The following is a 25,004-nucleotide window of genomic DNA, read 5'->3' on the forward strand; positions in this document are numbered from 1 at the left end:
CGCCTGGATGAGAGAAAACAGATGTCCTTTTCCAATCAAGAACCTGTACTTGGCCTGCGTACGCCTGACCATGTTGCCGCCCGTTTGGAGCGCTTGATTCTGGATGGCGTCTTTCGGCCAGGCCAACTGCTGCCTTCTGAACGGCGCCTCTGCGAGCGGCTTAAAGTATCCAGAGCCTCGCTGCGTGAAGGCCTGCGCATTCTGCGTAGCAGAGGTGTGATTGAAACTCGCCAAGGGCATGGCTCAACCGTGGCATCGCTTCTCCCCATGCAGGATAAAAGCCCGTTGATGCACCTGTTCCATGATCACCCGCGCACGCTGTTTGATCTGCTCGAAGTGCGCGCTCTGCTGGAAGGAGAGTCGGCTTTTTTGGCGGCGACGAGAGGTACCTCCATGGACCGCGTGTTGATTACCCGGCGCTACCAGGAGCTGGCGGATTATGCCGAGCACGCCGAGTGCATTGACGTTGAGCGGCTGGCGCGGCTTGACCACGCCTTTCATCTCGCCGTCTCCCAGGCATCGCACAACCCGGTGCTGGTACATACACTGCAAAGCCTGACCGATCTGCTGCTAAGTTCGGTATTTGCCTCGGTTAAGCATCTTTACCACCGTACGGGCCCGCGTGAAATGATCAACCGCCAGCATGCCCGGCTGCATGATACGGTTATCGCAGGCGACGCCGAACAGGCCAGGCAGGTGGCGCTGGAGCATCTCACCAGCATTACCGAGCTGCTACGGGAGCTGGAAGTAGAGAGCGAATGTCTGGAGCGCTCAGCCATGCGTATGGAGCCGTGGTAATGATTTGCTGATGAAAATACCTGGTTGATGAAAATGCTGGCTTGATAAAGTACCTGGCTAAAAGATTCACATTGCTCAGCGGCTGACACAGACGCTAGCCTAGGCGATGACAATAATCAAAGGAGAGCGATGTGGCTATTTACCAGTTCGGTGAGCACCAGCCTGATATTCATGACGACGTGTACGTTGCTGAAACCGCAGACGTGATAGGGCAGGTAACCTTAAAAGCGCGCTCCAGCGTCTGGTATCAAGCGGTGTTGCGCGGTGACAGCGACCTTTTGGAAATAGGCGAAGAGAGCAATATTCAGGATGGCGCGGTATTGCATGCCGACCCAGGATATCCTCTCAAAGTGGGGCGCGGTGTCACGGTGGGCCACCAGGCCATGCTGCATGGTTGTAGCGTAGGCGATGGCTGTTTGATCGGTATTCAAGCCGTGGTGCTTAACGGCGCGGTGATCGGCGAAAACAGCCTGGTAGGTGCGGGGGCATTTATTAAAGAGGGCGCTGTGTTTCCGCCCAACTCGCTGATTGTGGGCTCACCTGCGCGGGTAGTACGCACGCTTTCTGCTGATGCCATAGAAGGGCTTAAGCTGAACGCGCAAAGCTATGTCATACGCGGCCAGCAGCATGCCACCTCGCTAAAACGCATCGATTAGCACGTCAACTATTACATTAGCGATCACATCAACGAATGCGCGGCTTTCTAACGACGTTCCTTGCGTTTAAAGCACGACACCCCAAGGCAGGCTTGGGGTGTCGTAAAGGGTGACGCTAGTCAGATGTTCTACATAAGTGGGTCCGTAACGCCAAGCACATAGAACGCTACCATCGCAATAATGCCCGCGAAGACAAGATAGTAGATGGTGGGGATAATAGTCTTACGAATGGTCGTACCTTCACGGCCCAACAGGCCAACGGTCGCAGAAGCCGCCACAACATTGTGAATCGCAATCATGTTACCCGCAGCGGCACCGACTGCCTGCAGAGCCACCATCATGGCAGTTGAAACACCCAGCGTTTGGGCGACGTTAAATTGGAACTCTGCCAGCATCAGGTTAGAAACCGTATTGGAACCTGCAATAAAGGCACCCATGGCGCCCACAGTGGGGGCGAAGAAGGGATAAATGTTGCCCATGCCATGAGCAACTGCCTGCGCCATCATTACCGGCATTGACACCAGGTCCGCCCCGTTAACCCCTGAATTGATCAAAATACGTACCATGGGTACGGTGAAAATCAATACAAAGCCTGCGCCCAATATCGTTTTGGTGGATTCTGATACCGCCGCGCTTATTTTGCTCGGATTCATCTTGTGCAGGAAGTAGGTCACGATCACTACCGCCAAAATAATCCCGCCTGGCAGGTAAAGCGGCTGTACACCCCCGCTAACGCCCGTTTCGCCTAGAATATTGTTCCAGTCCAGACTGATAGAGGTGAGCGCCACCCGCAGCGGTTCAATGGTTCGTGAGGCTACCAGGAACAGCGCAAGCAATACGTAGGGAACCCAACCCATAAAGGTAGACATCGGGGCTTTTCCGGCCACATCTTCAAGCTTGATTTGCAGGTTGCCAATCCACTCATCCGGCCAAGAGGTTGATTCCGGAAAGTCCCAGGTATCTTTGGGAAGTAAAAAGCCTTTACGCGCTGCCGGTACAACAATCGCTAGGCCGACCATAGCGCCAATCATGGAGGGAAATTCCGGGCCCAGGAAAACGCCCACCAGCATATAAGGAATCACAAACGAAATGCCGGTGAAAAGGGCAAACGGTACAATCGAAAGCCCCTCTTTCCAAGAGCGGTTGGCGCCGAAGAAACGCACCATCACCAGTACCAAAATAAGCGGCATGCAGATGCCGATGATGCCATGCGTAATAGCCACTTCGCTGGTGATCAGTTGGAAAAATGTGCCCCAAGTGGAGCCATCCGCTTCCAGTTGTGTCGTTATGCCCGCACGGTCCAGCCCGCTGCCCACGCCCACGATAATAGGCGTGCCCACGGCGCCGAACGACACCGGGGTAGATTGGATCATCATGCCCACCACGACAGCGGCAAGTGCCGGGAAGCCCAAGGCAACCATTAGCGGTGCGGCCACGGCAGCGGGGGTGCCGAAGCCAGAAGCGCCTTCAATAAAGCAACCAAATAGCCAGGCAACGATCAGTGCCTGAACGCGGCGGTCTGGACTGATGCCTGAAAAACCATTGCGAATAGCGGTAATGCCCCCTGAATGCTTCAAGGTATTGAGTAGCAAAATGGCGCCAAAAATAATCCACAGCAGGCCTGCTGTTTGGATAAGGCCTTGGATCGTCGAGGCGGCCACGCGGCTAAATGACATATCCCAAGCCGTCAGCCCAATAGTGGCTGCGGTGAGGAATACAATCGGCATCGCTATTTTGGCCGGTATTTTAAAACCAACGAGTAAAATACCTGCCAGCAGTAATGGCAAAAAAGCCAGAAGAGCAAGTGTTGTTTCGTTCATAAGAAAACCGCCTTTTTATTTATGGGTATGCGCTAACTCTGTCTAATGGTTTAAGTGCTAAGAAGCCTCTGATTAACTATTGCGCTTGGTCATACTGCGTTAAAAATCATCTTAAAATGCTCATTTACAGATTGTAAATTCCGCTTTTTCGTTGATTTTTGCCTTGTCTGACCTGTGCTCATTACGTTAATCAGAGGCTTCCTAAGCGCAACATTGAAAAGATACGGCTCAGAGCAAAAAATAACACTATTACGAAACAGGTCTTGCCAAAAGGGGCAAGTTTGTAAGGTCTATATAAGCTCTTTCGTGAATTTTAAATGATTGTTTTATATGCATTGTTAATTGTTTTTAAGCTTCATTGAAGAGGGTCGTTATTAGACTAAAAGACAGTGCTGGGGCTCGCTACTTCTCCATCCAGTGCTTTAATCTCAATGGCGATGAATGCGCCATTTTAAATTTCCTCTTTTCATTAACGGTAAGGGCAAAAACATGACACGTACGCTCTATGACCTATGTGGCCGTGACGAACGACTGCGTTTTTCTCCCTATTGCTGGCGCGTGCGTATGGCGCTTGCTCATAAAGGTCTGGCCTATAACACCATCGCTTGGCGATTTGAGGACAAGCAGGCGCTGGCGTTCGCCGACTACGATAAAGTCCCGGTGCTGTGCGATGGGGATCAGGTCATTACCGATAGTTTTAAGATAATGCGCTACCTGGATAAAGCCTATCCCGATGCCCCTGTTTTGGGTGAAGGAGTGGCGTACCAACGCGCGCTATTTTTTAAATACTATGTCGAGCGCAGCGTAACGCCTGCCCTGTTTCGTAGCGTTGCACTGGATTTATTGGCCGCCATTCACCCTGATGATCGTGATTACTTTCGTAAAACCCGTGAAGCGCGCTTTGGGGCACGCCTGGAAGATGTGCATAACCCCGAGCAGGGCAAGCAGCAGCTTTACCAAGTGCTGGCGCCGGTACGTGATCAGTTACATGGCAGTCCTTTTCTAGATGGCGAAACACCCAGCGGTATCGATTACTTACTGTTTGGAAGCATGATGTGGACACACACCGTCTCGCTTGAGCCGTTGACCGAACCCGATGATCCGGTCACCGAGTGGTTTACGCGTATGTTGGATGCTCATAATGGGGTTGCGCGCCAGGCAATCACGATTCGTGATTTAAATTAAAAATCGAATAACCTGCTGATTTAAAATCATATTGAGAGCTGTAGAGGCATGTGGCGCACGAGAATATAAAAAACCATGTTGCGATGCACAAAAGGCGCTGCTAGGTTTACGTACAGCAGCGGCAAATGCCAACGCAATAGCAGCGCCTCCACGACTAACGGGCGGCGGCCTGCTAGCTAACTCAAGGAGATGTCGTGATGATGAAGACTGCAGAGAATAACACCCAACAGTTCGAGTCTGCCTTTGTGTCACCTATGCGTTCTTACACGCATGCAGCGCTTGATTACTATGAAAAGCTGATGGGTGCTCAACTTGATGCTGCCCGCGCTTATTCAGATATGACCATTTCCCAAGCACGTACCTGGCTGGAAGTTAAAGATGCCGATGGCTTTAAGAAAGCCATGGAAAGCCAGCAGCGCGTTGCAAGTGACTTCATGGAGCGGGTGAAAGGGGATTCTGAAAAAGTAACCTCTATCAGCCAGAGCTTTATGCAGGACAGCGCCAAAATGGCCGAAGAAAATGCCCAGAAGGCGAGCACTGCCACGCAGAAAGCGGCTGATAACGTTCAGAAGTCAGCAGAGTCGGCAAAAAAGTAAATCCCTGTTAAGCCATTTGCATGGCGCTGAAAGCGCTGCGATCCTCTGGACGCAGCGCTTTTTTATTGCTCATCATTAGCCGAACGTCATGTAATATCGCCCACTCAAGCAAGGCCAAGCGCGATATCATGACGCGATGCAAAGTAAGGAGGCGATAGGAGAGCCACATGAGTGATGCGCAGGCGACCGCGAAGCGGGTTGCTCCAGAAAAAGAGGGCGATGAACGTCACGATGCTATATATCGTGCGGTAAGCGATGCGATTGTTGAACAGCGCCTAAAGCCCGGTGCCAGGCTGCGTGAAGATGCGCTTGCCGACGTGTTTAGCATTAGCCGTACCGGCATACGCAAGATTTTACAGCGCCTTGCGCTGGAGCAATTGGTAACCCTAACGCCCCGCCGTGGTGCCAGTGTTACCCGACCCACCGCCGATGAAGCCAAGGATGTTTTCGATGCCCGCCAGCTTGTCGAGTGCGGATTAATGCCCGATGTGGCAAAGCGAATCGGTGAAAAAGAAGCTGCTGAACTGCGCGAGATGGCCCGCGAGGAGCGTCACGCGCTGCGCAGTGGTCAACAGAGCACTGCTATTCGCCTGTCAGCAGATTTTCATGTGCGCCTCGCCCAGCTTTCTGGCAACGCCACGCTTGCCGAATTTGTAGAACGCCTCTGCTCGCGCTCATCGCTTATTCTTGCGGTATATGGCCACCGTGGCCACCTGGGCTGCGAATCCCACGACCATGACGACCTGATCGGCTATCTGGAGTCCGGCAACGGCGAGCGCGCCAAAGCCTTTATGAGCCGCCACCTAAAAGCGATTGAAGCCTCGCTCTCCATGGTCGAAGAAGAGGAGAGCGCCCCGGACCTACAGCAGATATTTGGGGACTGAAGTGAGCTTAATCGCTAACGCCGCGAACAGGGCTTACATCAAGCTCCAGAACGCCTCGACCAGCGGGTTTTTCAGGTTCTTCTTCAGGGTAAACAAGCCAATATCGTAGGGTGCTAATTCCGGCGCTACGTCGAGTACTCGAATGCGACCCACCAATGGGCTGTTGTCGAGGACGATTTTAGGCACCACGCCAATACCAAAGCCCAAGCTCACCATGCTGACAATGGCTTCATTACCGGTGACCTGGGCATAAATACGTGGCGAGATGTCCAGCTTGCGAAACCACTCATCTACACGCGCTCTGGAAACGCCGCTTTCCGATAGAATCATAGGCGTGTTCGCCCATTCTGCTGGTGTGAATGGTGTGCCGGTTGGCGCATTCGGCACTTGCTGTTCCAGCGGGGCAATAAACAGCAACGGCGACGTAGCGATGGGCTTAAAGGCCAGGCCTCGCGGTAGATGGGCAGGCTTTGCTGCGATGCTAAGGTCTTCTTTACCATCCAGTACGTGCGCAATGGCGTGTTCCGGGTCACCGGTGCGCAGTTTGATTTCAATGGCCGGGTAGGCGATACGAAAGCGGCGAAGCAGCTCGTGCAAAAAGCTGTAGCTTGCCGTCACCGAGCCATACAAACTGATTTCACCGCTTAATTGGTCAAGATTGTCGGTTAACTCATGACGAATCAAATTCCATTGGCTGCTGGCATCGCGGGCATATTTGAGGAATTTTTGCCCTTCCTGAGTCAACACCACGGTCCGGTTGTCGCGGTTGAACAGCGACACGCCCAGTTCGTCTTCCAAATGGCGGATGTTGCGCGAAAGCGCAGAAATGCTGACGTAGCACTCATCGCTTGCACGGCCGAAATGCAGCGTTTCGGCCAGCGCGAGGAATTGTTTCAAAAGTTTAAAGTTCATAAGCGCCATGATAATAGCGTTTTGTGAAAATAGGGACGTGTTGTTGCAAATATATCAATTTAAGAAATAGTCGTTTTTGGTTAGATTGGATTCACTTACATAGCGCTGGATCCCGTATTGAGCGGCTGTGTCACTTTTTTCGTGTCGGTGTGTCGTGCATCGATAGCGTGATGATACTTAATCAGGATGTAAACGATGGCTAACTATTTCAATACCTTGCCGCTACGCGAACAGCTGGCTCAGCTTGCAAAATGTCGTTTCATGTACAGCTCAGAATTTGCTGATGGTGTCGACGCGCTGAAAGGCAAGAAAATGGTAGTGATTGGCTGTGGCGCGCAAGGTCTCAACCAGGGGTTGAACCTGCGCGACAGCGGCCTGGACGTTTCCTACGCACTGCGTCCTGAAGCCATTGCGCAAAAGCGTCAGTCCTGGAAGAACGCCTCTGAAAACGGTTTCGTGGTGGGTACTTATGAAGAGCTGATCCCGACGGCGGACGTGGTTCTGAACTTGACCCCGGATAAGCAGCACACCGCAGTGGTGAACGCTGTCATGCCGCTTATGAAAGAAGGCGCTTGCCTGTCTTATTCCCACGGTTTCAACATCGTAGAAGAGGGCATGCAGGTGCGTGATGACCTGACCGTCATCATGGTGGCGCCCAAGTGCCCGGGTTCTGAGGTGCGTGCTGAATACGTTCGTGGTTTCGGCGTTCCTACCTTGATCGCTGTGCACGAAGCCAATGATCCCAAAGGCGAAGGGCTTGCGCTAGCGAAAGCCTACGCAGTGGGCACTGGCGGCCACAAAGCGGGCGTGTTGATGTCCTCTTTCATCGCGGAAGTTAAATCCGACCTGATGGGCGAGCAGACGATTCTTTGCGGTATGCTGCAAACCGGTTCTATCCTCTGCTTTGATAAAATGATCGAAGAGGGTATTGAGCCAGGTTATGCCTCCAAACTGATTCAGTACGGCTGGGAAAACATCACCGAGGCGCTTAAGTACGGCGGCGTGACCAACATGCTGGATCGTCTTTCCAACCCGGCCAAGATCAAGGCCTTTGATCTGGCGGAAGAGCTGAAAGACATCATGCGTCCGCTGTACAACAAGCACCAGGACGACATCATGAGCGGCCACTTCTCCCGCACGATGATGGAAGACTGGGCAAACGATGATGCTAACCTTCTGAAATGGCGTGCAGACACTGCCGAAACCAACTTCGAGAAAACGCCTGCTGGCGACGTTGAAATTTCCGAGCAGGAGTTCTTCGACAACGGCATCTTGATGGTCGCCATGGTGAAGGCGGGCGTTGAGCTTGCGTTCGAAACCATGACCGCAGCGGGCATTATCGCCGAGTCTGCCTACTACGAGTCGCTACACGAAACGCCGCTCATCGCGAACACCATCGCGCGCAAGAAATTGTACGAAATGAACGCGACGATCTCTGATACCGCAGAGTACGGTTGCTACCTGTACAACCACGCCTGTGTGCCGCTGTTGGCAGACTTCATGAAGGGCATTAAATCCGATGTCATCGGTAAAGGCCTTGATCTGGACGACAACGGTGTCGATAACGCACGATTGATCGAGGTCAACGATGCGCTTCGCGCTCACCCGGTGGAAGCTGTTGGCGCCGTGCTGCGTGGCCACATGGCGGATATGAAGAAGATCGTTTAACCCACGGGTTAACCGTTAGCTAGTCAATGGAAAGCCGAGATATCCACCACGATATGCTCGGCTTTTTTGTCCCTGGATAAAGACTTTCCAAACCCTGATTTTTTACCAATGTAAGGAACATGTTCATGGAGCCTTCAATCCGCTTGGCGAGCATTCAGCTAAACAATGCGACGATCAGCTTCGATGATCGATTCACTCTAAGCGAGATTGACTGGACCATCGAACCTCACCAGCACTGGGTCATCACCGGCGCTAACGGTTCCGGTAAGTCGGCCCTCGCGGCGGCACTGGCTGGTATTGGCAAGATTGAAGCGGGCACTGTTCAAGGGCTTCCCGAGCGCGTCGGGCTGGTCTCTTTTGAAGCGCAAGCCGAGCTTATCGCAGAAGAGCTGAAAAAAGACGATGCCGACATCATGGATGTCGTGTCGCTCGGCACGCCGGTCAGTGAAATGATTTTCGAGCACTGCGAGGATGCCGAACTGGCTTACGAACTGGTGGAGAAATTCGGGCTGACGAAACTCCTCGACCGCGCCTTTCGCAAACTCTCCACGGGTGAAACCCGCAAAGTCATGCTGATCCGAGCGTTGGCTAACAAGCCCGATTTGCTCATTCTGGACGAGCCGTTCGATGGCCTGGACGTCGACACGCTCGCCATGCTGCAAGCCCATCTTGCCTCTATTATCGAAAGCGTCCCCATGGTGATGGTGCTCAATCGCTTCGACGAAATGCCGGACTTCATCACTCATGTGGCTTACCTGGATAAAGACCGGCCAGACCCGGGGCAAGAGAATAAAAAGCAAGGCAATAGAGCGCGTAGGGAAGGTGGGCGACTGGCGTTCACAGTAGACCGCCAGGATGAGGCCGCCTTCAACGAGCTTTACCAACTGCTGCATTTGAAAACGACTGACTTAAGCGTGCCCGAGGCCGACCCTGCCCATCAGTTGCCCGCGCTCGACCCTAACCAGCCGTTAGTAAAGCTTAAGCAAGCGACGATTAAATACGGCGATACTGTAATCGTGGACTCGCTCGACTGGACGATCGAACGCGGGCAACACTGGCAACTGAGTGGTCCTAACGGCAGCGGTAAAACCTGCGTGTTGTCCTTGATCACGGGAGACCACCCGCAATGCTATACCAACGATATTTTCGTGTTTGGTTTCCAGCGCGGTAACGGTGAAAGTATCTGGCAGATCAAGCAGTTCATCGGCTATGTCTCCACGGCCCTGCAATGGGAGTATCGTGTCAGCACTAGCTGCAGGAACGTCATCATTTCGGGCTTTTTTGATAGTATCGGCGTTTACACAAAATCTACCGATAATCAGCAAAAGATTGCCGACCAATGGCTTGATTTACTGGGTATGAAAACGCGTGCCGACCAGCCGTTCAATAAGCTTTCCTACGGCGACCAGCGGTTGCTACTGATTGCCCGTGCCATGGTGAAGCACCCGCCGCTGCTGATACTCGACGAGCCCTGCCTGGGCCTTGATGACATGAACCGCCAACTCGTTCTTGCGCTCATCGAGAAAATCTGTGAAGGCAAGGAAACCACGGTGCTCTACGTCAATCACCACACGGAAGACAGGATAAAGGAAATAGACAACCATTTAACGCTTGAGAAAAACCACTAGGCGCTGACGTTTTCGTTGCTGCCTGCACTCTAAAAAAGCGCCATCGGCACAAAGCCGATGGCGCTTTTACATCGTCTAAACTGTCGCATCAAGCCAAAGTAGAACACGCTGCCAGAGCTGAGGAGAATAGCTCCTGCATAGTCTCTCTGCATTAATCGTCAGCACGGCTGCACGTAGGCAGCCGTCGGATTGGGAAGGGTTAGCGTGTAAAACGCTGGCAGGCGGGCCAGTGTTTCATCAGCAGGTAATAGGTAAGGCCGGCGGGAATTAAACTGGCGTACCAGGAGACCGCAGAGAAAAAGAGTGCTGCCAGGATGCCCACCGCGGTTGCAACGAGAGCCGCTTTATTGACGCCTTGATAAGGGCCGGTGGGATCGTAGAGCTTGCTGATATCCAACGTGCGGCGGCGGATGATGTAGTAATCCACCACCAGAATGGCAAAGATGGGGCCCAGAAAGGCCGAGTAGGTTTGGACAAACAGCTGTAAACCGGCGGCCGAGCCCGGTTGAACCAGCTTCCAGGGGAAGGTGGCAAACGCTAACAGGCCGACAATGACGGTCGCGACCGGGAACTTGATCTTGAAGATGTCCATTAGTACATAGGTAGGCGGCACCACGTTGTTCAGTACATTGGTCGTGACCTGGGCAAAGGCGATAAACAGCAGAGTGGTCATTAGTAGCGGCGTGTTATCCACGGCATTGGCAAACACCTGAATGGGGTCTGCGGTGCCCGTAGCTTCCGACACCATATAGCCGATCAGGCCCATAAACAGCGTACAGGGTAGAATCGACATGGCGTAAATGGTGGTAAGCAGGCTCTGGGCCGTGCCTTTTTTATGCTCACGCGAGTAGTCGCTGACGTTAAGCATCATGGTGCTGTAGATGCCTAAAAAGAGCATGGTGGCGCCCCAGAATGGCATGCCCCAAGAGCCTTCCATGGTGAACAGGCTGGCGGATAATTCATCGCCATAGCGCTGCACCGTGGCGTAAAACATGTACATCAGCGAGGCCAAAATAAACGCGCTGCCGATATTTTCCAGCCACTTGATACCTTGAAAGCCCATCACCGAAAGGCCGATTTGCAGGAATTGGAAGGTAATAAAGTAAAACACCAGGTTATCAAAGCCGAACAGGGTTGCTGACACCATGTTGAGTGCGCCTGCGCCAATCCAGCTTTGAAAGCCGTACCACACCACGGCAGGTAACGCGCGAACCAGGCCGGGAATACGCGTACCGGTAAACCCAAATGTGCTGCGCGCCTGCACCATAAACGGAATGCCGTATTTGTAGCCCGCTGCACCGTTAATCGCCAGTGCAATGCCGATGACAAAGCACCCGATGGCGATGGCAAGCGTTGCCTGTAGCAGGTTTAACGTACCGACAACGCTTGAGCCCATGGCAAAGGTGCCGATGGAAACGCACCCACCAAACCAGGCCAGAAAGTAGGAGCCTCGCCCCATAATTCGGGTACCTTGGGGGGCCAGGCTTTCCTCCCCCAGGGCTTTGGTGCGCGCTGTAGAAGAGTCTTCTGACGCAAGAGCAGCATTTGAAATGCTCATGATGTCGTCCTCGCAAGATTATGAGTATTGTTGGTTTCTCAGGCTTTAGCCTGAAAGACGCTTGCGGCATGGCGTGCTACTGGACGTTCTGGTTCTTTTACTTGTGTGATGAAATACCGATATTCAGATGACCGTGCTATTTAAGCGGTAATTGAAGGTTGGATAGGGCTGCAAACTTGCCGGTAAAGGGTTTGGGTCGTGGGTAAGCAAGGTCGCCATGTTTGCTGGTATGCAGTCCCAAACCGACCAAGGACTCTGCAAGCTTCAAGGCTGCGCTTACGCCTTCAACGACGGGAATGCCCACTTCGCGGCTAATCTGTTGGGTGAGGTTTGCCATACCACCACAGCCCAGTACGATGGCGCCGATATCATCTTCGTCCCTGGCGCGGCAGCACTCCTCGACAATTCGGGTAAACGCCGCATCGGGGTGGTGCTCAAGGTCTAGTACCGGAATTTCAGCGGCTCGAATGCGTCGGCAGTGGTGGCGAAAGCCGTACTGCTCAAGCAGGTGCTCGGCAATAATGCCGGTACGCCCCAGGGTGGTAACAATGGAGAAGCGCGTGCTGATTAGCGTGGCTAAATGGAAGGCTGCCTCAGCAATGCCAATCACCGGGGCACGGGTTACTTCACGCGCGGCAAGCAGACCAGGGTCGCCAAAGCAGGCCACAATATAGGCATCAATACCGCCTTGTTGCTCACCTTTAAGTACTTCTTCGGCCACGCCTACCGCGCTTACCACTTCATCAAAATGGCTCTCAATGGAAACCGGACCTGATTCAGGTTGAGACGCGCTTATGCGGGTCCCCGGAGAAGCGTAAAGCTCAGCAGCCTGCCCAATGGCTTGGGTCATGGATGCCGTCGTATTGGGGTTAATAATATGTATGTGCACAGCACGCGATCCTGTAGGTAAACGATCCGATGTATCTTGTATACAAAAATAGGGGGCTTTATCGCCAAGAGCAAGGCCTTTACTCTCATTAAAAAGGCTAATAGATTCGTCTACACGCTCAGGTTTGGCGCTTTTTAAGTTATAAGAGATACGATGGGTTGATCAGCCAACCCTGGGAATATTGCCGTGGGCTATTAATATGTTTATTTTGTATACAATAATGGTCAATTAATTGAATTTATACGCTTGGTGATAACCGAAGGGCCCGCTGATGACGCTAACCACTGACCTCTGCTATCCGCGTGACTTAAAAGGCTATGGGCGTACACCGCCGCATGCCAACTGGCCAGGCAAGGCCAAAATCGCCGTACAGTTTGTCCTCAACTATGAAGAGGGTGGGGAGAACTGCGTGCTGCACGGAGATAATGGCTCTGAGCAGTTTTTATCCGAGATCATCGGCGCAGCCAGTTACGCTGACCGCCACTTGAGCATGGAGTCGATCTACGAGTACGGCTCTCGGGCAGGCGTGTGGCGTATTCTTCGCGAATTTGAGCGGCGGGGGCTGCCTTTAACGGTATTTGGTGTGGCGATGGCGCTAGAGCGAAACCCTGATGTCGCCCAGGCATTCAAGGAGTTGGGGCATGAGGTCGCGTGTCACGGCTACCGCTGGATTCACTACCAAGAAGTAGCCGAACACATTGAGCGTGAACACCTGCAAAAAGCCGTGGAGATATTTCAGCGCTTATACGGGGAGAAGCCAGCGGGGTGGTACACCGGGCGCGATAGCCCCAACACCCGTAAGCTGATTATGGATGAAGGCGGTTTTCTTTACGATAGTGACTATTACGGCGACGATCTGCCCTTTTGGACGACCGTTACCGACAGCCAGGGGAGTGATCACGCTCATCTGATTGTGCCCTATACGCTGGACACCAACGATATGCGCTTTGCTGCGCCGCAGGGCTTCAATACGGCGGATCACTTCTTTACGTATCTGCGCGATGCCTTTGATGTGCTGTATGAAGAGGGGGAAGAAGCGCCCAAGATGCTCTCTATCGGCATGCACTGCCGCTTGCTGGGACGCCCGGGACGTTTCCGCGCCCTACAGCGCTTTTTAGACTATATAGAGACCCATGATCGCGTATGGGTCGCTCGACGCGTCGATATCGCCCGCCACTGGGCGAAACACCATCCGCCCGTTACCTCATAAAAGGCCATTCAATGAACAATCCGGTTTACTATGCCCCTCAAGGCGGGCATCCACCGCAAACCCAAATAACGGCGGATCGGGCCGTTTTGACTGAAGCCTACGCGCTAATCCCGAAAGGCGTCATGCGCGATATCGTCACCAGTAACCTGCCGTTTTGGCAGGGTACCCGCGCTTGGGTGCTGGCGCGACCGCTCTCCGGCTTCGCCGAGACCTTCTCCCAGTACATCATGGAAGTGCAGCCCGGCGGCGGAAGCGACAAGCCTGAGCCTGAGGAGGATGCCGAAGGTGTGCTGTTCGTGGTCGAGGGCGAGCTGTCGCTGAGTCTGGACGGCGTGCGCCACGCCATGGCCCCGGGCGGCTATGCGTTTATTCCGCCGGGGGTGGAGTGGCGAGTGCGCAATGAATCCCGCGAAGCCGTTCGCTTTCACTGGATTCGCAAGGCCTTCGAGTACGTGGACGGCCTTGATGTACCGGAAGCCTTCGTCACCAACGAGCAGGCGATCACGCCCAGCGAGATGCCCTGCACGGAAGGGCGCTGGTCGACCACCCGTTTTGTCGACCCTAACGATGTGCGCCATGACATGCACGTCACCATCGTCAACTTCCAGCCCGGCGGCGTCATTCCGTTTGATGAAACCCACGTCATGGAGCACGGCCTTTACGTGCTGGAAGGCAAGGCGGTGTATCACCTAAACCAGCAGTGGGTGGAAGTGGAAGCAGGGGATTTCATGTGGTTGCGCGCTTTCTGCCCTCAGGCTTGCTATGCCGGCGGCCCGGGACCGTTTCGCTACCTGCTTTACAAGGACGTCAACCGCCACGCAAAGCTCAAGCTCTTTCGCTGAAGTAAAGGAGAAAGCCATGAGGAGGCCTGCATGCTGACTCTCACCGCCGAGCCGTTGACGCGTGAGGCCTTCGCGCCTTTTGGCGAGGTCATCGACGCGCGCGAGTCACCCTCGTTTGCCATTAACGCCGGGCGTACCCAGCGCCATCACGGCCTGGCGAAGGTGCAAACCCTGGGTGAAAACGCCCACACGCTGATCAATCTGTTTGTGAGTCAGCCCGTTTCCTTACCGCTTGAGTTAACCTTTTTAGAGCGCCATCCACTGGGCAGCCAGGCATTTATGCCGCTGCATCAGGAACGCTTTATTGTGGTGGTCGCACCGCCAGGCGAGACGATTGATCCAAAGACAGTGCGTGCGTTTGTTACCGACGGCCGTCAGGGCGTTAACTACCGAGCAGGCACTTGGCATGCGATACAGTCGGTGCTTGAGCGTGAAGGCGAGTTCTTAGTGGTGGATCGCGGCGGCGAAGGTAATAACTGCGAAGAGTATTCGCTCGAAATTACGGTCGATTTACGCGAATAACTTGTGCACACGCCTTACGGTTGTCATCCTGGTGGTCTTATACTGATAGGCTAATGACAAACCCCGTGATTGTTTAGGAAAACTATGAACGCACAGACACATATCCCGCTTCGCCGTACCAAAATTGTTGCCACCCTGGGGCCCGCCAGTGACCGTGAGGGCGTTTTGGAGGCAATGCTGAAAGCGGGGGTAGATGTCGTACGTTTGAACTTCTCCCACGGCACGCCCGATGATCATCGTCAGCGTCTTTTACGGGTGCGCGAAATTGCTGCCAAGCTGGGGCGTAGTGTGGCAGCACTGGGGGACCTCCAGGGCCCCAAAATTCGCATTGCCCGCTTTAAAGAGGGCATGGTGACCCTGAAAGAGGGGCAGCCGTTTGTGCTGGATATGGCGATGGACAGTGATGTAGGCGACGTTCATCAAGTGGGCTGCGACTACAAAACCCTTGCTCAGGATGTGGGCGCTGGCGACCGCCTGCTGCTGGATGATGGCCGTGTGGTGCTGGACGTTACCCGTGTAGAAGGCCAGCAGGTTCATACCCACGTGGTAGTGGGGGGCAAACTCTCCAATCATAAAGGCATCAACAAACAGGGCGGTGGGCTTTCTGCCCCGGCGCTAACGGATAAAGATAAACAGGATTTAAAAACCGCCGTTGAGATTGGCGTTGATTACCTGGCGATTTCTTTCCCGCGCCATGCCGAAGACATGCTGGAAGCGCGCCGTCTGCTGGGTGAAGAGGGCAAGGAGATTGGCCTAGTGGCCAAGGTTGAGCGTGCCGAGGCTGTTGCCGATGAGGCAACGCTTGACGGCATTATCGAAGCCTCTGAAGCGGTGATGGTGGCCCGGGGCGACCTAGGGGTTGAGATTGGTGACGCCAAACTGGTGGGCGTGCAAAAGCGCATGATCAAACGCGCCCGCTCGCTCAACCGTGCGGTGATTACCGCCACCCAAATGATGGAAAGCATGATCTCGGCGCCGTTACCTACCCGCGCCGAAGTGTTTGATGTGGCTAATGCCGTACTGGATAGCAGCGACGCCGTGATGCTGTCGGCGGAAACCGCCGCCGGCGACTATCCGGTGGAAACCGTGGAAGCCATGGCGCGTGTCTGTTTGGGCGCCGAGCGTGAGAAGGTGGCACAAGAGTCGGGCCACCGGATTCATGAAGGTTTTACTCGCCCCGATGAAACCATTGCCCTTTCCGCTATGTACGCCGCCAACCATATGACTGGTGTGGCTGCGATTGCCTGCATGACCGCCTCCGGTTATACCCCCTTGATTGCCTCGCGGATCCGTTCTGGTTTGCCGATTGTCGGCCTTGCCCATAACCCCATCGCCCAACGGCGTATGGCGCTATATCGTGGCGTCGTGTCGCTACCGTTTGATACCTCAGAAATGAGCGCGACCGAGCTTAATCGTCGTGCGCTGGAACTGCTGGTGCAACATAAGCTTGCCGAGCCGGGGGAACATGTCATCCTGACGCGGGGTGACCACATGAATGCTCATGGTGGTACCAATACGATGAAAGTCATGACGATTGACCAGCCTACCGATTAAAGGACCTGCCTCCATGAACCCGACTCGTCGTCTTATGCTAAAAGCTGCGTTAGGTTTGCCTTTGGTCGCGCTGCTTCCCGGTACGGTTTGGGGTGCGCTCGCCTGGGCTGAGGGCGCTGACCCAGAGAGCGATTTACTGCCTCTGGCTATTCATAGTGACGGAGGCCCGCACCGGCTGGAAGTGGAAGTGGCCAAAAGCGCGGCGCAGCGTCAGCGAGGGTTGATGGAGCGTGAATCGCTGCCTGAAAACCGCGGCATGCTGTTTCGTTTTGAGAGCGAGCAGCCTGCTGGCAACACTTTTTGGATGTACCGCACGCGCATTGTGCTGGATATCGCGTTTATCGATCAGGAGGGGCGTATCGTAGCAATTAACACCATGCCTCCCTGTGAGTCCAGTGTTCCGGCCAATTGTCCCTCCTATCCGGCAGGTGCCGCATTTTGGGCGGCCCTTGAGGTCAATGGCGGCTACTTCGCCGAACGCGGCATTAAAGTGGGCGACTGTATTTCGATTCCGGATCAAGCCGGCTTCTGCAAGCCCATCGATCAGTAAGTCTCTTCAAGGCGCGACGGCGCTTGCATTGCCATAAGAATCGGTAGAAAGGAACCACACCACGCTTAGGGCGTGGGTGGTTCTGGTCGTTGCCGGCGTGTAGGTAGCGAACCTCAGGGAGCCTCTGTGCGGGCTTTAGCGCCCAGGGGCATTTGGCTACCCCTGCCTATTGAGCTATACCTTATTAAGCAACCAACCCCTTGACGAGCCAGGCAGGTTTTCGGGAAGTTTGGTTGCTTATCTCATACCCCCTATGCAAAAGAGGCATAGCAATTAACGGTGACTAAACGTTACGTAGCGTTAGAGTCGTGTTTCAATAGGCGCCGCTCGCATACTTGAAGCCACGTATTGGCTTCGCTAATTAGCGGTTTTTTCGCTAAAGTAGTTAAGGTCGGCACTTCAGGATGTCGAACTATAACAGTTTGTCTTGAAAACGTTTTGGAAGAAAAATCACCCGAGGGAACAGATCATCGGTGGTTCCAAAACGCATAACGCTCACAACATCAAGATAGAGGTGTATCCATGAATCGCCATGTGTTTTCTACCGCCACTTTTTCTGGCGCGTTGATCGCAGCAGCTACGTTTGCTGCCCCCGCTGTTGCTCAAGAGCGCTATATTACAATCGGCACAGGTGGCCAGACCGGTGTTTACTACGTCGTAGGCCAGTCGGTCTGCCGTATGGTTAACCGTGGCAGCGAAGAGCACAGTATTCGCTGTAATGCGCCTTCTACAGGCGGCTCTGTTGCCAACGTGAATGGCATGAAAAGCGGTGAGTTGGATATGGGCGTTGTCCAGTCTGACGTTCAATACCGTGCTTACAACGGCGAAGCCAACTTTGAAGAAGAAGGCCCCTGGGGTGACATGCGTGCGGTATTCACCATGCATGGTGAACCTCTTACCGTTGTCGCGCGTGCGGATGCGGGTATCGACAATATCAGCGATTTCCCAGGCAAGCGCGTTAACATCGGTAACCCAGGCTCTGGCCAGCGCAACACCATGGATGTCGTCATGGAAGCGTTTGGTTGGGACGAAGGTACGTTCGCGCTGGCATCTCAGTTGGATGCGGCGGAACAGGCTTCAGCTCTGTCTGATAACAACATCGATGCGATGGTCTATGTGGTAGGCCACCCGAATGGCTCCATCCAGGAAGCCACCACCACGATTGATGCGAACCTGGTATCGGTCACTGGTGATGAAATCGATACGCTGATCGAAGAGTATCCTTACTACACGCGTTCTGTGATCCCCGGTGGTCTGTACCGTGGTAACGACGAAGACGTTGAAACCTTCGGTGTAGCAGCCACTTTCGTTTCATCGACGGACGTGGATGAAGAGGTTATTTACGAAACGGTTAAAGCGGTATTCGATAACTTTGATCGCTTCAAGCGCCTGCACCCGGCGTTTGAAAACCTTAACGAAGAAGACATGATTTCTGACGGTCTAACTGCACCGCTGCACGATGGCGCTGCACGTTACTACCGCGAGCGTGGCTGGATCGAATAAGACCCTAGTGTGACGCTATTAGCCAGGATCAATAGTGATTGCTTTTGAAGTTTAAGCGCGGGCACCTCGGGTGTCCGCGCTTCTTGTTGAAAGCGCTGATTGTCAGCGCTGACCATTAGGCAGGGCAAGCGTATGCGTGATGACAAACAACCCTCTAACGCCACTGAGAGCGACCTGGAGGATATGGTCGCCGCCAGTGACACAGGGGCAAGGAAGCCTCACGGCGTACCCGGTAAGTTGCTGGTAAGTATTGCAGCAGCGTGGTCGCTGTTCCAGCTATGGATTGCATCTCCACTCCCTTATATGGTCGGCTTCGGTGTTTTTAGTGCCACTGAAGCACGCTCTATTCACTTGGCGTTTGCGCTGTTTTTGGCCTATATGGCCTATCCCGCGTTAAAGCGCTCACCGCGCGACCGTATTCCGCTACAAGACTGGATGTTTGCAGCGGTGGCGGCCTTTTGCGGTGGGTATCTGTTTCTTTTCTATTCAGAGTTGGCGCAGCGCCCCGGGCGTCCTATCACGCAGGACATCGTGGTGGGCATCGTCGGCATTATCATGCTGCTGGAAGCTACTCGGCGTGCGCTTGGCCCACCCCTGATGGTGGTTGCCGCGATATTTATTGGCTACTCCCTGTTTGGCCCGTACATGCCGGGCATTCTTGCTCACCGTGGCGTCAGCCTGGGAGGGTTGATCAACCACCAGTGGCTGGGTACCCAAGGCGTCTTTGGTATCGCGCTAGGTGTATCTACCAGCTTTGTCTTTCTGTTTGTGTTGTTTGGTGCGTTGCTCGATAAGGCCGGTGCCGGTAACTATTTTATAAAAGTCGCATTCTCGATGTTAGGCCATCTGAAAGGCGGCCCTGCAAAAGCGGCCGTTGTGGCATCAGGCATGACCGGGCTAATTTCCGGCTCCTCGATTGCCAATACGGTAACAACGGGCACCTTTACTATCCCGATGATGAAACGGGTGGGATTTAGCGCCGAAAAAGCCGGTGCCATTGAAGTCTCCTCATCGGTGAATGGGCAAATCATGCCGCCGGTAATGGGCGCGGCTGCGTTTTTGATGGTTGAGTATGTCGGCATCCCGTACGTGGACGTGATTAAACATGCCTTCTTGCCGGCGATTATTTCCTATATTGCATTGATTTATATCGTTCACCTGGAAGCCCTTAAAGCCAATATGCAAGGGCTGCCCTCCAACAACCCAGCCCGTCCATTACTCAACAAGATCATTGGTTTTTTAACCGGCCTGCTGCTGTTAATGGGGCTGTCGGTGGTGGTCTATTACGGCCTTGGATGGCTCAAGCCCGTGCTGGGTGAGGCAACGCCGTGGGTCATTTCAATCGGCCTGGCGATTATTTATGTCGGACTTTTGAAAATCGGGTCTCACTATCCTGAATTGGAAATGGATGACCCTAACGCCAAGGTTATTAAACTGCCGCAGACACGACCCACCGTAATGGTCGGTTTGCACTATATCTTGCCGGTTGTTGTGCTGGTTTGGTGTTTGATGGTCGAGCGGCTCTCGCCAGGGCTTTCCGCTTTTTGGGCCACGGTGTTCATGATCTTTATCATGGTGACGCAGCGTCCCATTATTGCCGTCTTCCGTGGGCGCAGCAAAATGGCCGCCGATATCAAAGAGGGTTTTTTAGACCTGTGGGACGGCCTGGTAACCGGCGCGCGTAACATGATCGGTATCGGTATCGCGACGGCCACAGCGGGTATCGTGGTGGGTGCGGTGTCGCAAACCGGTGTGGGCCTGGTGCTTGCAGATGTGGTTGAAATCCTGTCAGGCGGTAACCTGATGATGATTTTGTTTTTAACCGCCTTGCTGAGCTTGATTCTAGGCATGGGCTTGCCCACGACCGCTAACTATATTGTGGTTTCGGCCTTGATGGCGCCGGTGATTGTGATGCTGGGTCAGCAAAATGGCCTGATTGTGCCACTGATCGCTGTTCACCTGTTCGTGTTCTATTTCGGCATTATGGCGGACGTTACGCCGCCCGTGGGACTGGCCTCTTTTGCGGCTGCTGCTGTGTCCGGAGGGGACCCGATTCGGACAGGCTTCCAGGCGTTCTACTACAGCCTGCGTACGGCAGCGCTTCCGTTTCTGTTTATCTTTAATACGGACCTGCTGCTCATTGATGTTACCCCGATGCAGGGCGTGGTGGTGTTTATTGTGGCCACCGTGGCGATGCTGATTTTCGCCGCGGGCACGCAAGGTTACATGCTGACGCGCAATCGCTGGTATGAATCGCTGCTGCTGCTGTTGGTCGCTTTCACGCTCTTCCGCCCAGGCTTCTGGATGGACAAGATACATGACCCGTATGCGTCAGTGCCGCCTGCCCAGTTTGCTGATGCCCTTGAGCGTGTCGAGGATGGCAGTAACCTGCGGGTACAAATCGCTGGTGAAGATGCTTTTGGCTCGCCAATGACGACCTACGTACTGGTCCCGGTGCCCCGCGGTGATACGGGCCAGGAGCGCCTGGAAAACCTCGGTATGGAGCTGTATGTAGACGGTGATCAAACGCTAGTCGATTTCGTCGCCTTCGGCAGCCAGGCCGCCGACCTGGGGTTTGACTTCGACCAGGAGATTATCGAAGTACTGGCCCCTGTAGACCGCTGGACGAAAGAGTGGATGTGGCTACCGGCGTTGGCAATATTTGGTTTTGTTGTGCTCATGCAGCGTCGCCGGCGTAGTAAAAAGTCTGATCATGATGGCGCGGCAGTGGCCTAGGGAGGTTGTCATGTACCAAAAAATATTACTGCCCGTGGACTTGAATGAAGAGGGTTCCTGGAAGAAAGCGTTGCCCACGGCGGTAACGCTTTGCCAGACCTTCGGTGCGTCGTTGCACATTGTCACTGTGCTGCCAGAACTCAAAATGCCGATGGTAGGGGCTTACTTCCCCAAGAATTTTTCTGCAAAAGCGCATGAAGCCATGAAAGAGGCGCAGCATACGTTTATTCAGGACAATATTCCGCAGGATGTTAAAACCCAAAGCATTATTGTCGATGGCTCCCCCTGGGAGGCCATCATTAAGGTGGGTAAAAAGCTGGACGTGGACCTGATCGTGATGGCTTCTCATACTCGGCATAAGTTTGTCGACTATGTACTGGGCCCGAATGCTGAGCATGTTGTTCATCACTCAAAGGTGTCCGTCATGATCGTTCGCTAGGCGCTTTTTAAAAGGTATCAGGCACTATGAAAACTCCAGCTCATATGAGCTGGAGTTTTTTTATAACCCCACGGTAATGTTTAGTAAAATAGTAGTCTTTAAGTAGCTGTGTAGGTGTATCTAATTGTAATTAATATAGAAAGTCGCTTTTTTTCCTGACCTGGGTAAGCCGATCGCGATACTCTACGGGTGTTTGTATCGAAGGTTGAATAGAAAACTATAGAGCAAAGTTATATGAGGATGTCATCGTGAGAACATTATTACTGGGGTGGGTTCTGCTGGTGCTAGGGTCTCCCTTGGCTGGATTTGCCGATGTGTCCACCCCCTTGGAAGCACCAGATGGTAACGTTTTGCTGGAAGTAAGAGGCAATATTGTAAATGTGAATACCGAAGCGGGTGCCGACTTTGATATTGACATGTTAGAGGGGCTGCCACAGCACGCGTTTGAAACGAGTACGCCCTGGACAAGTGGCGTCAGTCAATATTCAGGCCCGTTGTTACGTGATGTGCTTGAGCACGTAGGTGCCAAGGGTGATGCGATAGAGGTATCGGCCCTTAACGGCTATGTGGCTGACATACCGATCAAGGATTTTTATGATTACGACGTCATTCTGGCACTTAAACGAAATAACCAGCACATCCCTATTCGCGAGTTTGGGCCTCTTTGGGTGCTTTATCCGTTTGATCAGGACGAGACGCTGCTAAGTGAAAAAGTGCGCTTTAGAGCTGTTTGGCAGGTTAGGCGTATAGATGTTCTTTAACCGAGCCAAAGTGCGCTCGCCCCGCCTGCTGCGTTATCCTCGCCGCCTTAAACTGGTGGCCATTATTACCGTGCTGCTGTTTGCATCGGCGCTGGTAGTCGCTGCTCTGGCCTCTTGGCGGCAGGACAACCTCACACAAAGTTTGCGCGAAGATACCTCATGGGTAGCCTATAAACTCGATCGTGATGCAGTACAGCTGCTTAACCACTTGCTTTCAGCATCCCGTGCAGAGATGCCCCCGGTGGTACAAAACGAGCTGAATATGCGTTTTGAACTTTTGTATAGCCGTCTTATGTTGCTTCAAGAAGGGGAAGTCAACTCACTGATTACTGACATTGAAGGGGCGAGGCAGTTGCTAACGCAAATAGGCCAGCAGATGGAACCGCTGGACCTCTTGTTTGCACCTCATGAGGTGCTGGATCAACTGCCCATTGTGTTAATTGAAGCAGAGCTTGAAGCACTCACCCAGCTAACCGAGCGGTTTGTCATCACCATCAATGGTTACCTGGCGGAGTCTGCCACTGAAGAGCGCCGTGTGTTAAGCGCGCTCTATAAATTATTAATGACGCTGCTGGTCGGTATGAGCCTGGCTGTGTTGTTGGTCATTGCGTTCCTGATCCGAGAAATGCGTGAAAGTGCGACAGCCCGGCGTCGACAGGAGCAACTAAGCCAACAATTGGAAGTGACCGCCGAGCAGGCGCAGGCTGCTAATCATGCCAAGTCCGACTTCCTGGCCATGGTCAGTCATGAGATTCGTACCCCGCTTAATGGCGTGATCGGCATGAGCGAGCTGCTCAGTGAGCCAGCAAGCTCGGCCCAGGTAGAAGATTACGCGCGCACGATTCATGAGAGCGCCAACCAGCTGTTGGCCATGATCAACGAGATTCTCGATTTCTCCAAAATCGAAGCAGGCCATTTAACACTTGAAGCGTCACCTACTGAATTAAGGCCCTTGGTTGATAGCGTGGTAGCGCTATTTGAACCGCGTTCGAGGGCCAAAGGGGTGGCGTTAAGCATGCATATCGACCCGCTGGTGCCGCGTTGGGTGATGGCTGATGCGGGTCGTCTGAGGCAGATTTTGCTTAACCTTGTGGCGAACGCGACCAAGTTTACCGATCACGGAGCGATCACTGTTCGGGTCTCTTCAACGGTGGAGCACCTGCTACTGGAAGTTAGCGACACCGGGTGCGGGATTAGTGAAGAGCAGCAAACGGCGTTATTTGAACCTTTTCAGCAAGCGGGGGCATCGGTCGCTCGCCGCTACGGCGGGACGGGTCTTGGGCTTGCTATCTGTAAGCGCTTAAGTGAAGCCATGAACGGGCAGTTGGGTGTGCAGAGTAGGCTGGGGCAGGGAAGTACATTTTGGTGCAAGCTGCCGCTGATTAAAGCGATGCCCGTCGAGGCAGTGCTTCCTAATGAGCAGACGAGAAACTTTGCGGGTACATCACTGCTGTTAGTGGAGGATAACGCCATTAATCGCAAAGTCGCGACCGGGCTTTTGTCACGCTTGGGGTGCGAGGTCGTGTGTGCCGAGAATGGGCAGGATGCGCTAGACATGGCGGCGTCCTTGCCGGTGCACTTAATCTTTATGGATATACAGCTGCCCGATATGGATGGCTTGATGGTGACGCGGCACCTGCGCGAGCAAGGAGGCTGGTTGGCAGACGTGCCCATTATTGCCATGACCGCGGGAGGCAATGACCGCCAGCGCTGCCTGGCTGCCGGAATGAACGACTACATTACCAAGCCGCTTTCGCTTCTGGCGCTTGGTGACGTGCTTGCTCTGCATTTATCACCGTCGCTAGCCCGTAAGACAACGCTGCCGACACAGGTGCAGGGCGATACGTTTGAGCACAATGTACTGAATGCTGACACGCTTACCATGCTTCAGGAGAGTCTGGGCGATGAGCACTTGATAAACCTGGTTGCTTTGTATCATCAGCAGATCAGCGACTACGTGTCCCAACTGAGCGCATACCTTGCCACGCCGGAAGCGTCTTTTAGCGAACAGGCTCGGCAGCAGATAGCCAGGTTGGCACATCAGCTTCGTGGGGAGTCGCTGAGTATGGGCGCAGAGGCGCTGGCGGAGAAGGCCAAAAGCCTTGAAGTGTTAGCTCGTGAGGAGGGAAATACAAAAAGCCAGCTTGATGAATCACTTGGTGTAGTGCGCCACACCGCTGCACGAACCCACAGCGCACTCAAACGTTGGCGGCAGAAGCAATCTTCTACCAAGGGATAAGGGCTAATTCCGGCATCAAGCTATATCGTCATTGGCAATAATAAACAATACTGT

The 25,004-nt window shown here is 53.7% G+C and carries 21 protein-coding genes; 17 read left to right on the plus strand and 4 right to left on the minus strand.

Features of this window, described 5'->3' with window-relative positions:
* Positions 1 to 21 precede the first annotated feature (21 nt).
* Both glcC and FKN99_RS08400 read left to right on the plus strand, forming a co-directional pair.
* Complete coding sequence (gene glcC / locus FKN99_RS08395) at positions 22 to 798, plus strand: transcriptional regulator GlcC (RefSeq protein WP_172117436.1); 777 nt, start codon at positions 22 to 24, stop codon at positions 796 to 798.
* 131 nt (positions 799 to 929) lie between these two features.
* Positions 930 to 1,454 (plus strand): gamma carbonic anhydrase family protein, encoded by a 525-nt coding sequence (locus FKN99_RS08400; protein ID WP_172117437.1) that lies wholly within the window; start codon positions 930 to 932, stop codon positions 1,452 to 1,454.
* 128 nt (positions 1,455 to 1,582) lie between these two features.
* Here FKN99_RS08400 and FKN99_RS08405 read toward each other — a convergent pair whose 3' ends face one another.
* Entirely contained in the window at positions 1,583 to 3,274 is a 1,692-nt protein-coding gene (locus tag FKN99_RS08405) for an L-lactate permease (RefSeq protein WP_172117438.1), read from the minus strand.
* 489 nt (positions 3,275 to 3,763) lie between these two features.
* Between FKN99_RS08405 and FKN99_RS08410 the strand changes: the two genes are divergently transcribed.
* From FKN99_RS08410 to FKN99_RS08420, 3 genes are all read left to right on the plus strand, one after another.
* Positions 3,764 to 4,459 (plus strand): glutathione S-transferase family protein, encoded by a 696-nt coding sequence (locus FKN99_RS08410; RefSeq protein WP_172117439.1) that lies wholly within the window; start codon positions 3,764 to 3,766, stop codon positions 4,457 to 4,459.
* Between the two features lie 197 nt (positions 4,460 to 4,656).
* Positions 4,657 to 5,055, plus strand: a complete 399-nt coding sequence (locus FKN99_RS08415) for a phasin family protein (RefSeq protein ID WP_172117440.1) — start codon at positions 4,657 to 4,659, stop codon at positions 5,053 to 5,055.
* A gap of 167 nt (positions 5,056 to 5,222) precedes the next feature.
* Positions 5,223 to 5,939 carry a GntR family transcriptional regulator gene (locus FKN99_RS08420; protein ID WP_087111895.1) on the plus strand — a complete coding sequence of 239 codons (717 nt, stop codon included), beginning with the start codon at positions 5,223 to 5,225 and terminating at the stop codon, positions 5,937 to 5,939.
* Between the two features lie 33 nt (positions 5,940 to 5,972).
* On the opposite strand, the gene ilvY is transcribed toward FKN99_RS08420, so the two are convergent.
* Positions 5,973 to 6,851 carry an HTH-type transcriptional activator IlvY gene (ilvY, locus tag FKN99_RS08425; protein ID WP_172117441.1) on the minus strand — a complete coding sequence of 293 codons (879 nt, stop codon included), beginning with the start codon at positions 6,849 to 6,851 and terminating at the stop codon, positions 5,973 to 5,975.
* A 195-nt stretch (positions 6,852 to 7,046) separates the two neighbouring features.
* Here ilvY and ilvC point away from each other — a divergent pair, with 195 nt between their 5' ends.
* Both ilvC and modF read left to right on the plus strand, forming a co-directional pair.
* Entirely contained in the window at positions 7,047 to 8,519 is a 1,473-nt protein-coding gene (gene ilvC, locus FKN99_RS08430) for a ketol-acid reductoisomerase (RefSeq protein ID WP_172117442.1), read from the plus strand.
* Positions 8,520 to 8,644: 125 nt separating this feature from the next.
* Positions 8,645 to 10,147: a molybdate ABC transporter ATP-binding protein ModF gene (gene modF, locus FKN99_RS08435; protein WP_172117443.1), complete on the plus strand. Its 1,503-nt coding sequence runs from the start codon at positions 8,645 to 8,647 to the stop codon at positions 10,145 to 10,147.
* Between the two features lie 199 nt (positions 10,148 to 10,346).
* Here modF and FKN99_RS08440 read toward each other — a convergent pair whose 3' ends face one another.
* On the minus strand, positions 10,347 to 11,705 hold the full coding sequence (locus tag FKN99_RS08440) for an NCS1 family transporter (RefSeq protein WP_172117444.1): 1,359 nt from the start codon (positions 11,703 to 11,705) through the stop codon (positions 10,347 to 10,349).
* Positions 11,706 to 11,841: 136 nt separating this feature from the next.
* Complete coding sequence (locus FKN99_RS08445; protein WP_172117445.1) at positions 11,842 to 12,594, minus strand: aspartate/glutamate racemase family protein; 753 nt, start codon at positions 12,592 to 12,594, stop codon at positions 11,842 to 11,844.
* Between the two features lie 271 nt (positions 12,595 to 12,865).
* Between FKN99_RS08445 and puuE the strand changes: the two genes are divergently transcribed.
* From puuE to FKN99_RS08495, 10 genes are all read left to right on the plus strand, one after another.
* A complete protein-coding gene (gene puuE / locus FKN99_RS08450; RefSeq protein ID WP_172117446.1) occupies positions 12,866 to 13,804 on the plus strand; it encodes an allantoinase PuuE in 939 nt (312 codons plus the stop codon).
* Positions 13,805 to 13,815: 11 nt separating this feature from the next.
* Positions 13,816 to 14,646, plus strand: a complete 831-nt coding sequence (locus FKN99_RS08455) for a bifunctional allantoicase/(S)-ureidoglycine aminohydrolase (RefSeq protein WP_172117447.1) — start codon at positions 13,816 to 13,818, stop codon at positions 14,644 to 14,646.
* Between the two features lie 30 nt (positions 14,647 to 14,676).
* On the plus strand, positions 14,677 to 15,168 hold the full coding sequence (locus FKN99_RS08460; protein ID WP_172117448.1) for an ureidoglycolate lyase: 492 nt from the start codon (positions 14,677 to 14,679) through the stop codon (positions 15,166 to 15,168).
* 84 nt (positions 15,169 to 15,252) lie between these two features.
* Complete coding sequence (pyk, locus tag FKN99_RS08465) at positions 15,253 to 16,722, plus strand: pyruvate kinase (RefSeq protein WP_172117449.1); 1,470 nt, start codon at positions 15,253 to 15,255, stop codon at positions 16,720 to 16,722.
* A 13-nt stretch (positions 16,723 to 16,735) separates the two neighbouring features.
* Positions 16,736 to 17,272, plus strand: a complete 537-nt coding sequence (locus tag FKN99_RS08470) for a DUF192 domain-containing protein (protein WP_172117450.1) — start codon at positions 16,736 to 16,738, stop codon at positions 17,270 to 17,272.
* 522 nt (positions 17,273 to 17,794) lie between these two features.
* A complete protein-coding gene (locus tag FKN99_RS08475) occupies positions 17,795 to 18,775 on the plus strand; it encodes a TAXI family TRAP transporter solute-binding subunit (protein ID WP_172117451.1) in 981 nt (326 codons plus the stop codon).
* A gap of 132 nt (positions 18,776 to 18,907) precedes the next feature.
* The gene (locus FKN99_RS08480; protein WP_172117452.1) at positions 18,908 to 21,511 is read left to right on the plus strand and encodes a TRAP transporter permease; all 2,604 of its coding nucleotides are present in this window, start codon (positions 18,908 to 18,910) and stop codon (positions 21,509 to 21,511) included.
* 10 nt (positions 21,512 to 21,521) lie between these two features.
* Positions 21,522 to 21,950 carry a universal stress protein gene (locus FKN99_RS08485; protein WP_087111921.1) on the plus strand — a complete coding sequence of 143 codons (429 nt, stop codon included), beginning with the start codon at positions 21,522 to 21,524 and terminating at the stop codon, positions 21,948 to 21,950.
* Positions 21,951 to 22,198: 248 nt separating this feature from the next.
* On the plus strand, positions 22,199 to 22,711 hold the full coding sequence (locus FKN99_RS08490; RefSeq protein ID WP_172117453.1) for a molybdopterin-dependent oxidoreductase: 513 nt from the start codon (positions 22,199 to 22,201) through the stop codon (positions 22,709 to 22,711).
* Positions 22,701 to 24,950, plus strand: coding sequence for an ATP-binding protein (locus tag FKN99_RS08495; RefSeq protein ID WP_172117454.1), 2,250 nt, complete (start codon positions 22,701 to 22,703; stop codon positions 24,948 to 24,950). The genes FKN99_RS08490 and FKN99_RS08495 overlap by 11 nt, the downstream gene beginning before the upstream one ends.
* Positions 24,951 to 25,004: the final 54 nt, after the last annotated feature.

It is taken from the genome of Halomonas hibernica (assembly GCF_013183775.1).
Lineage (GTDB): Bacteria > Pseudomonadota > Gammaproteobacteria > Pseudomonadales > Halomonadaceae > Vreelandella > Vreelandella citrativorans.

Excerpts from the sequence above, each read along its gene's own strand:
- glcC (WP_172117436.1), top strand. The coding sequence starts at position 22 with ATGTCCTTTTCCAATCAAGAACCTGTACTTGGCCTGCGTACGCCTGAC.
- FKN99_RS08405 (WP_172117438.1), bottom strand. The coding sequence starts at position 3,274 with ATGAACGAAACAACACTTGCTCTTCTGGCTTTTTTGCCATTACTGCTG.
- FKN99_RS08410 (WP_172117439.1), top strand. The coding sequence starts at position 3,764 with ATGACACGTACGCTCTATGACCTATGTGGCCGTGACGAACGACTGCGT.
- FKN99_RS08415 (WP_172117440.1), top strand. The coding sequence starts at position 4,657 with ATGATGAAGACTGCAGAGAATAACACCCAACAGTTCGAGTCTGCCTTT.
- FKN99_RS08420 (WP_087111895.1), top strand. The coding sequence starts at position 5,223 with ATGAGTGATGCGCAGGCGACCGCGAAGCGGGTTGCTCCAGAAAAAGAG.
- ilvY (WP_172117441.1), bottom strand. The coding sequence starts at position 6,851 with ATGAACTTTAAACTTTTGAAACAATTCCTCGCGCTGGCCGAAACGCTG.
- ilvC (WP_172117442.1), top strand. The coding sequence starts at position 7,047 with ATGGCTAACTATTTCAATACCTTGCCGCTACGCGAACAGCTGGCTCAG.
- modF (WP_172117443.1), top strand. The coding sequence starts at position 8,645 with ATGGAGCCTTCAATCCGCTTGGCGAGCATTCAGCTAAACAATGCGACG.
- FKN99_RS08440 (WP_172117444.1), bottom strand. The coding sequence starts at position 11,705 with ATGAGCATTTCAAATGCTGCTCTTGCGTCAGAAGACTCTTCTACAGCG.
- puuE (WP_172117446.1), top strand. The coding sequence starts at position 12,866 with ATGACGCTAACCACTGACCTCTGCTATCCGCGTGACTTAAAAGGCTAT.
- FKN99_RS08455 (WP_172117447.1), top strand. The coding sequence starts at position 13,816 with ATGAACAATCCGGTTTACTATGCCCCTCAAGGCGGGCATCCACCGCAA.
- FKN99_RS08460 (WP_172117448.1), top strand. The coding sequence starts at position 14,677 with ATGCTGACTCTCACCGCCGAGCCGTTGACGCGTGAGGCCTTCGCGCCT.
- pyk (WP_172117449.1), top strand. The coding sequence starts at position 15,253 with ATGAACGCACAGACACATATCCCGCTTCGCCGTACCAAAATTGTTGCC.
- FKN99_RS08470 (WP_172117450.1), top strand. The coding sequence starts at position 16,736 with ATGAACCCGACTCGTCGTCTTATGCTAAAAGCTGCGTTAGGTTTGCCT.
- FKN99_RS08475 (WP_172117451.1), top strand. The coding sequence starts at position 17,795 with ATGAATCGCCATGTGTTTTCTACCGCCACTTTTTCTGGCGCGTTGATC.
- FKN99_RS08480 (WP_172117452.1), top strand. The coding sequence starts at position 18,908 with ATGCGTGATGACAAACAACCCTCTAACGCCACTGAGAGCGACCTGGAG.
- FKN99_RS08485 (WP_087111921.1), top strand. The coding sequence starts at position 21,522 with ATGTACCAAAAAATATTACTGCCCGTGGACTTGAATGAAGAGGGTTCC.
- FKN99_RS08495 (WP_172117454.1), top strand. The coding sequence starts at position 22,701 with ATGTTCTTTAACCGAGCCAAAGTGCGCTCGCCCCGCCTGCTGCGTTAT.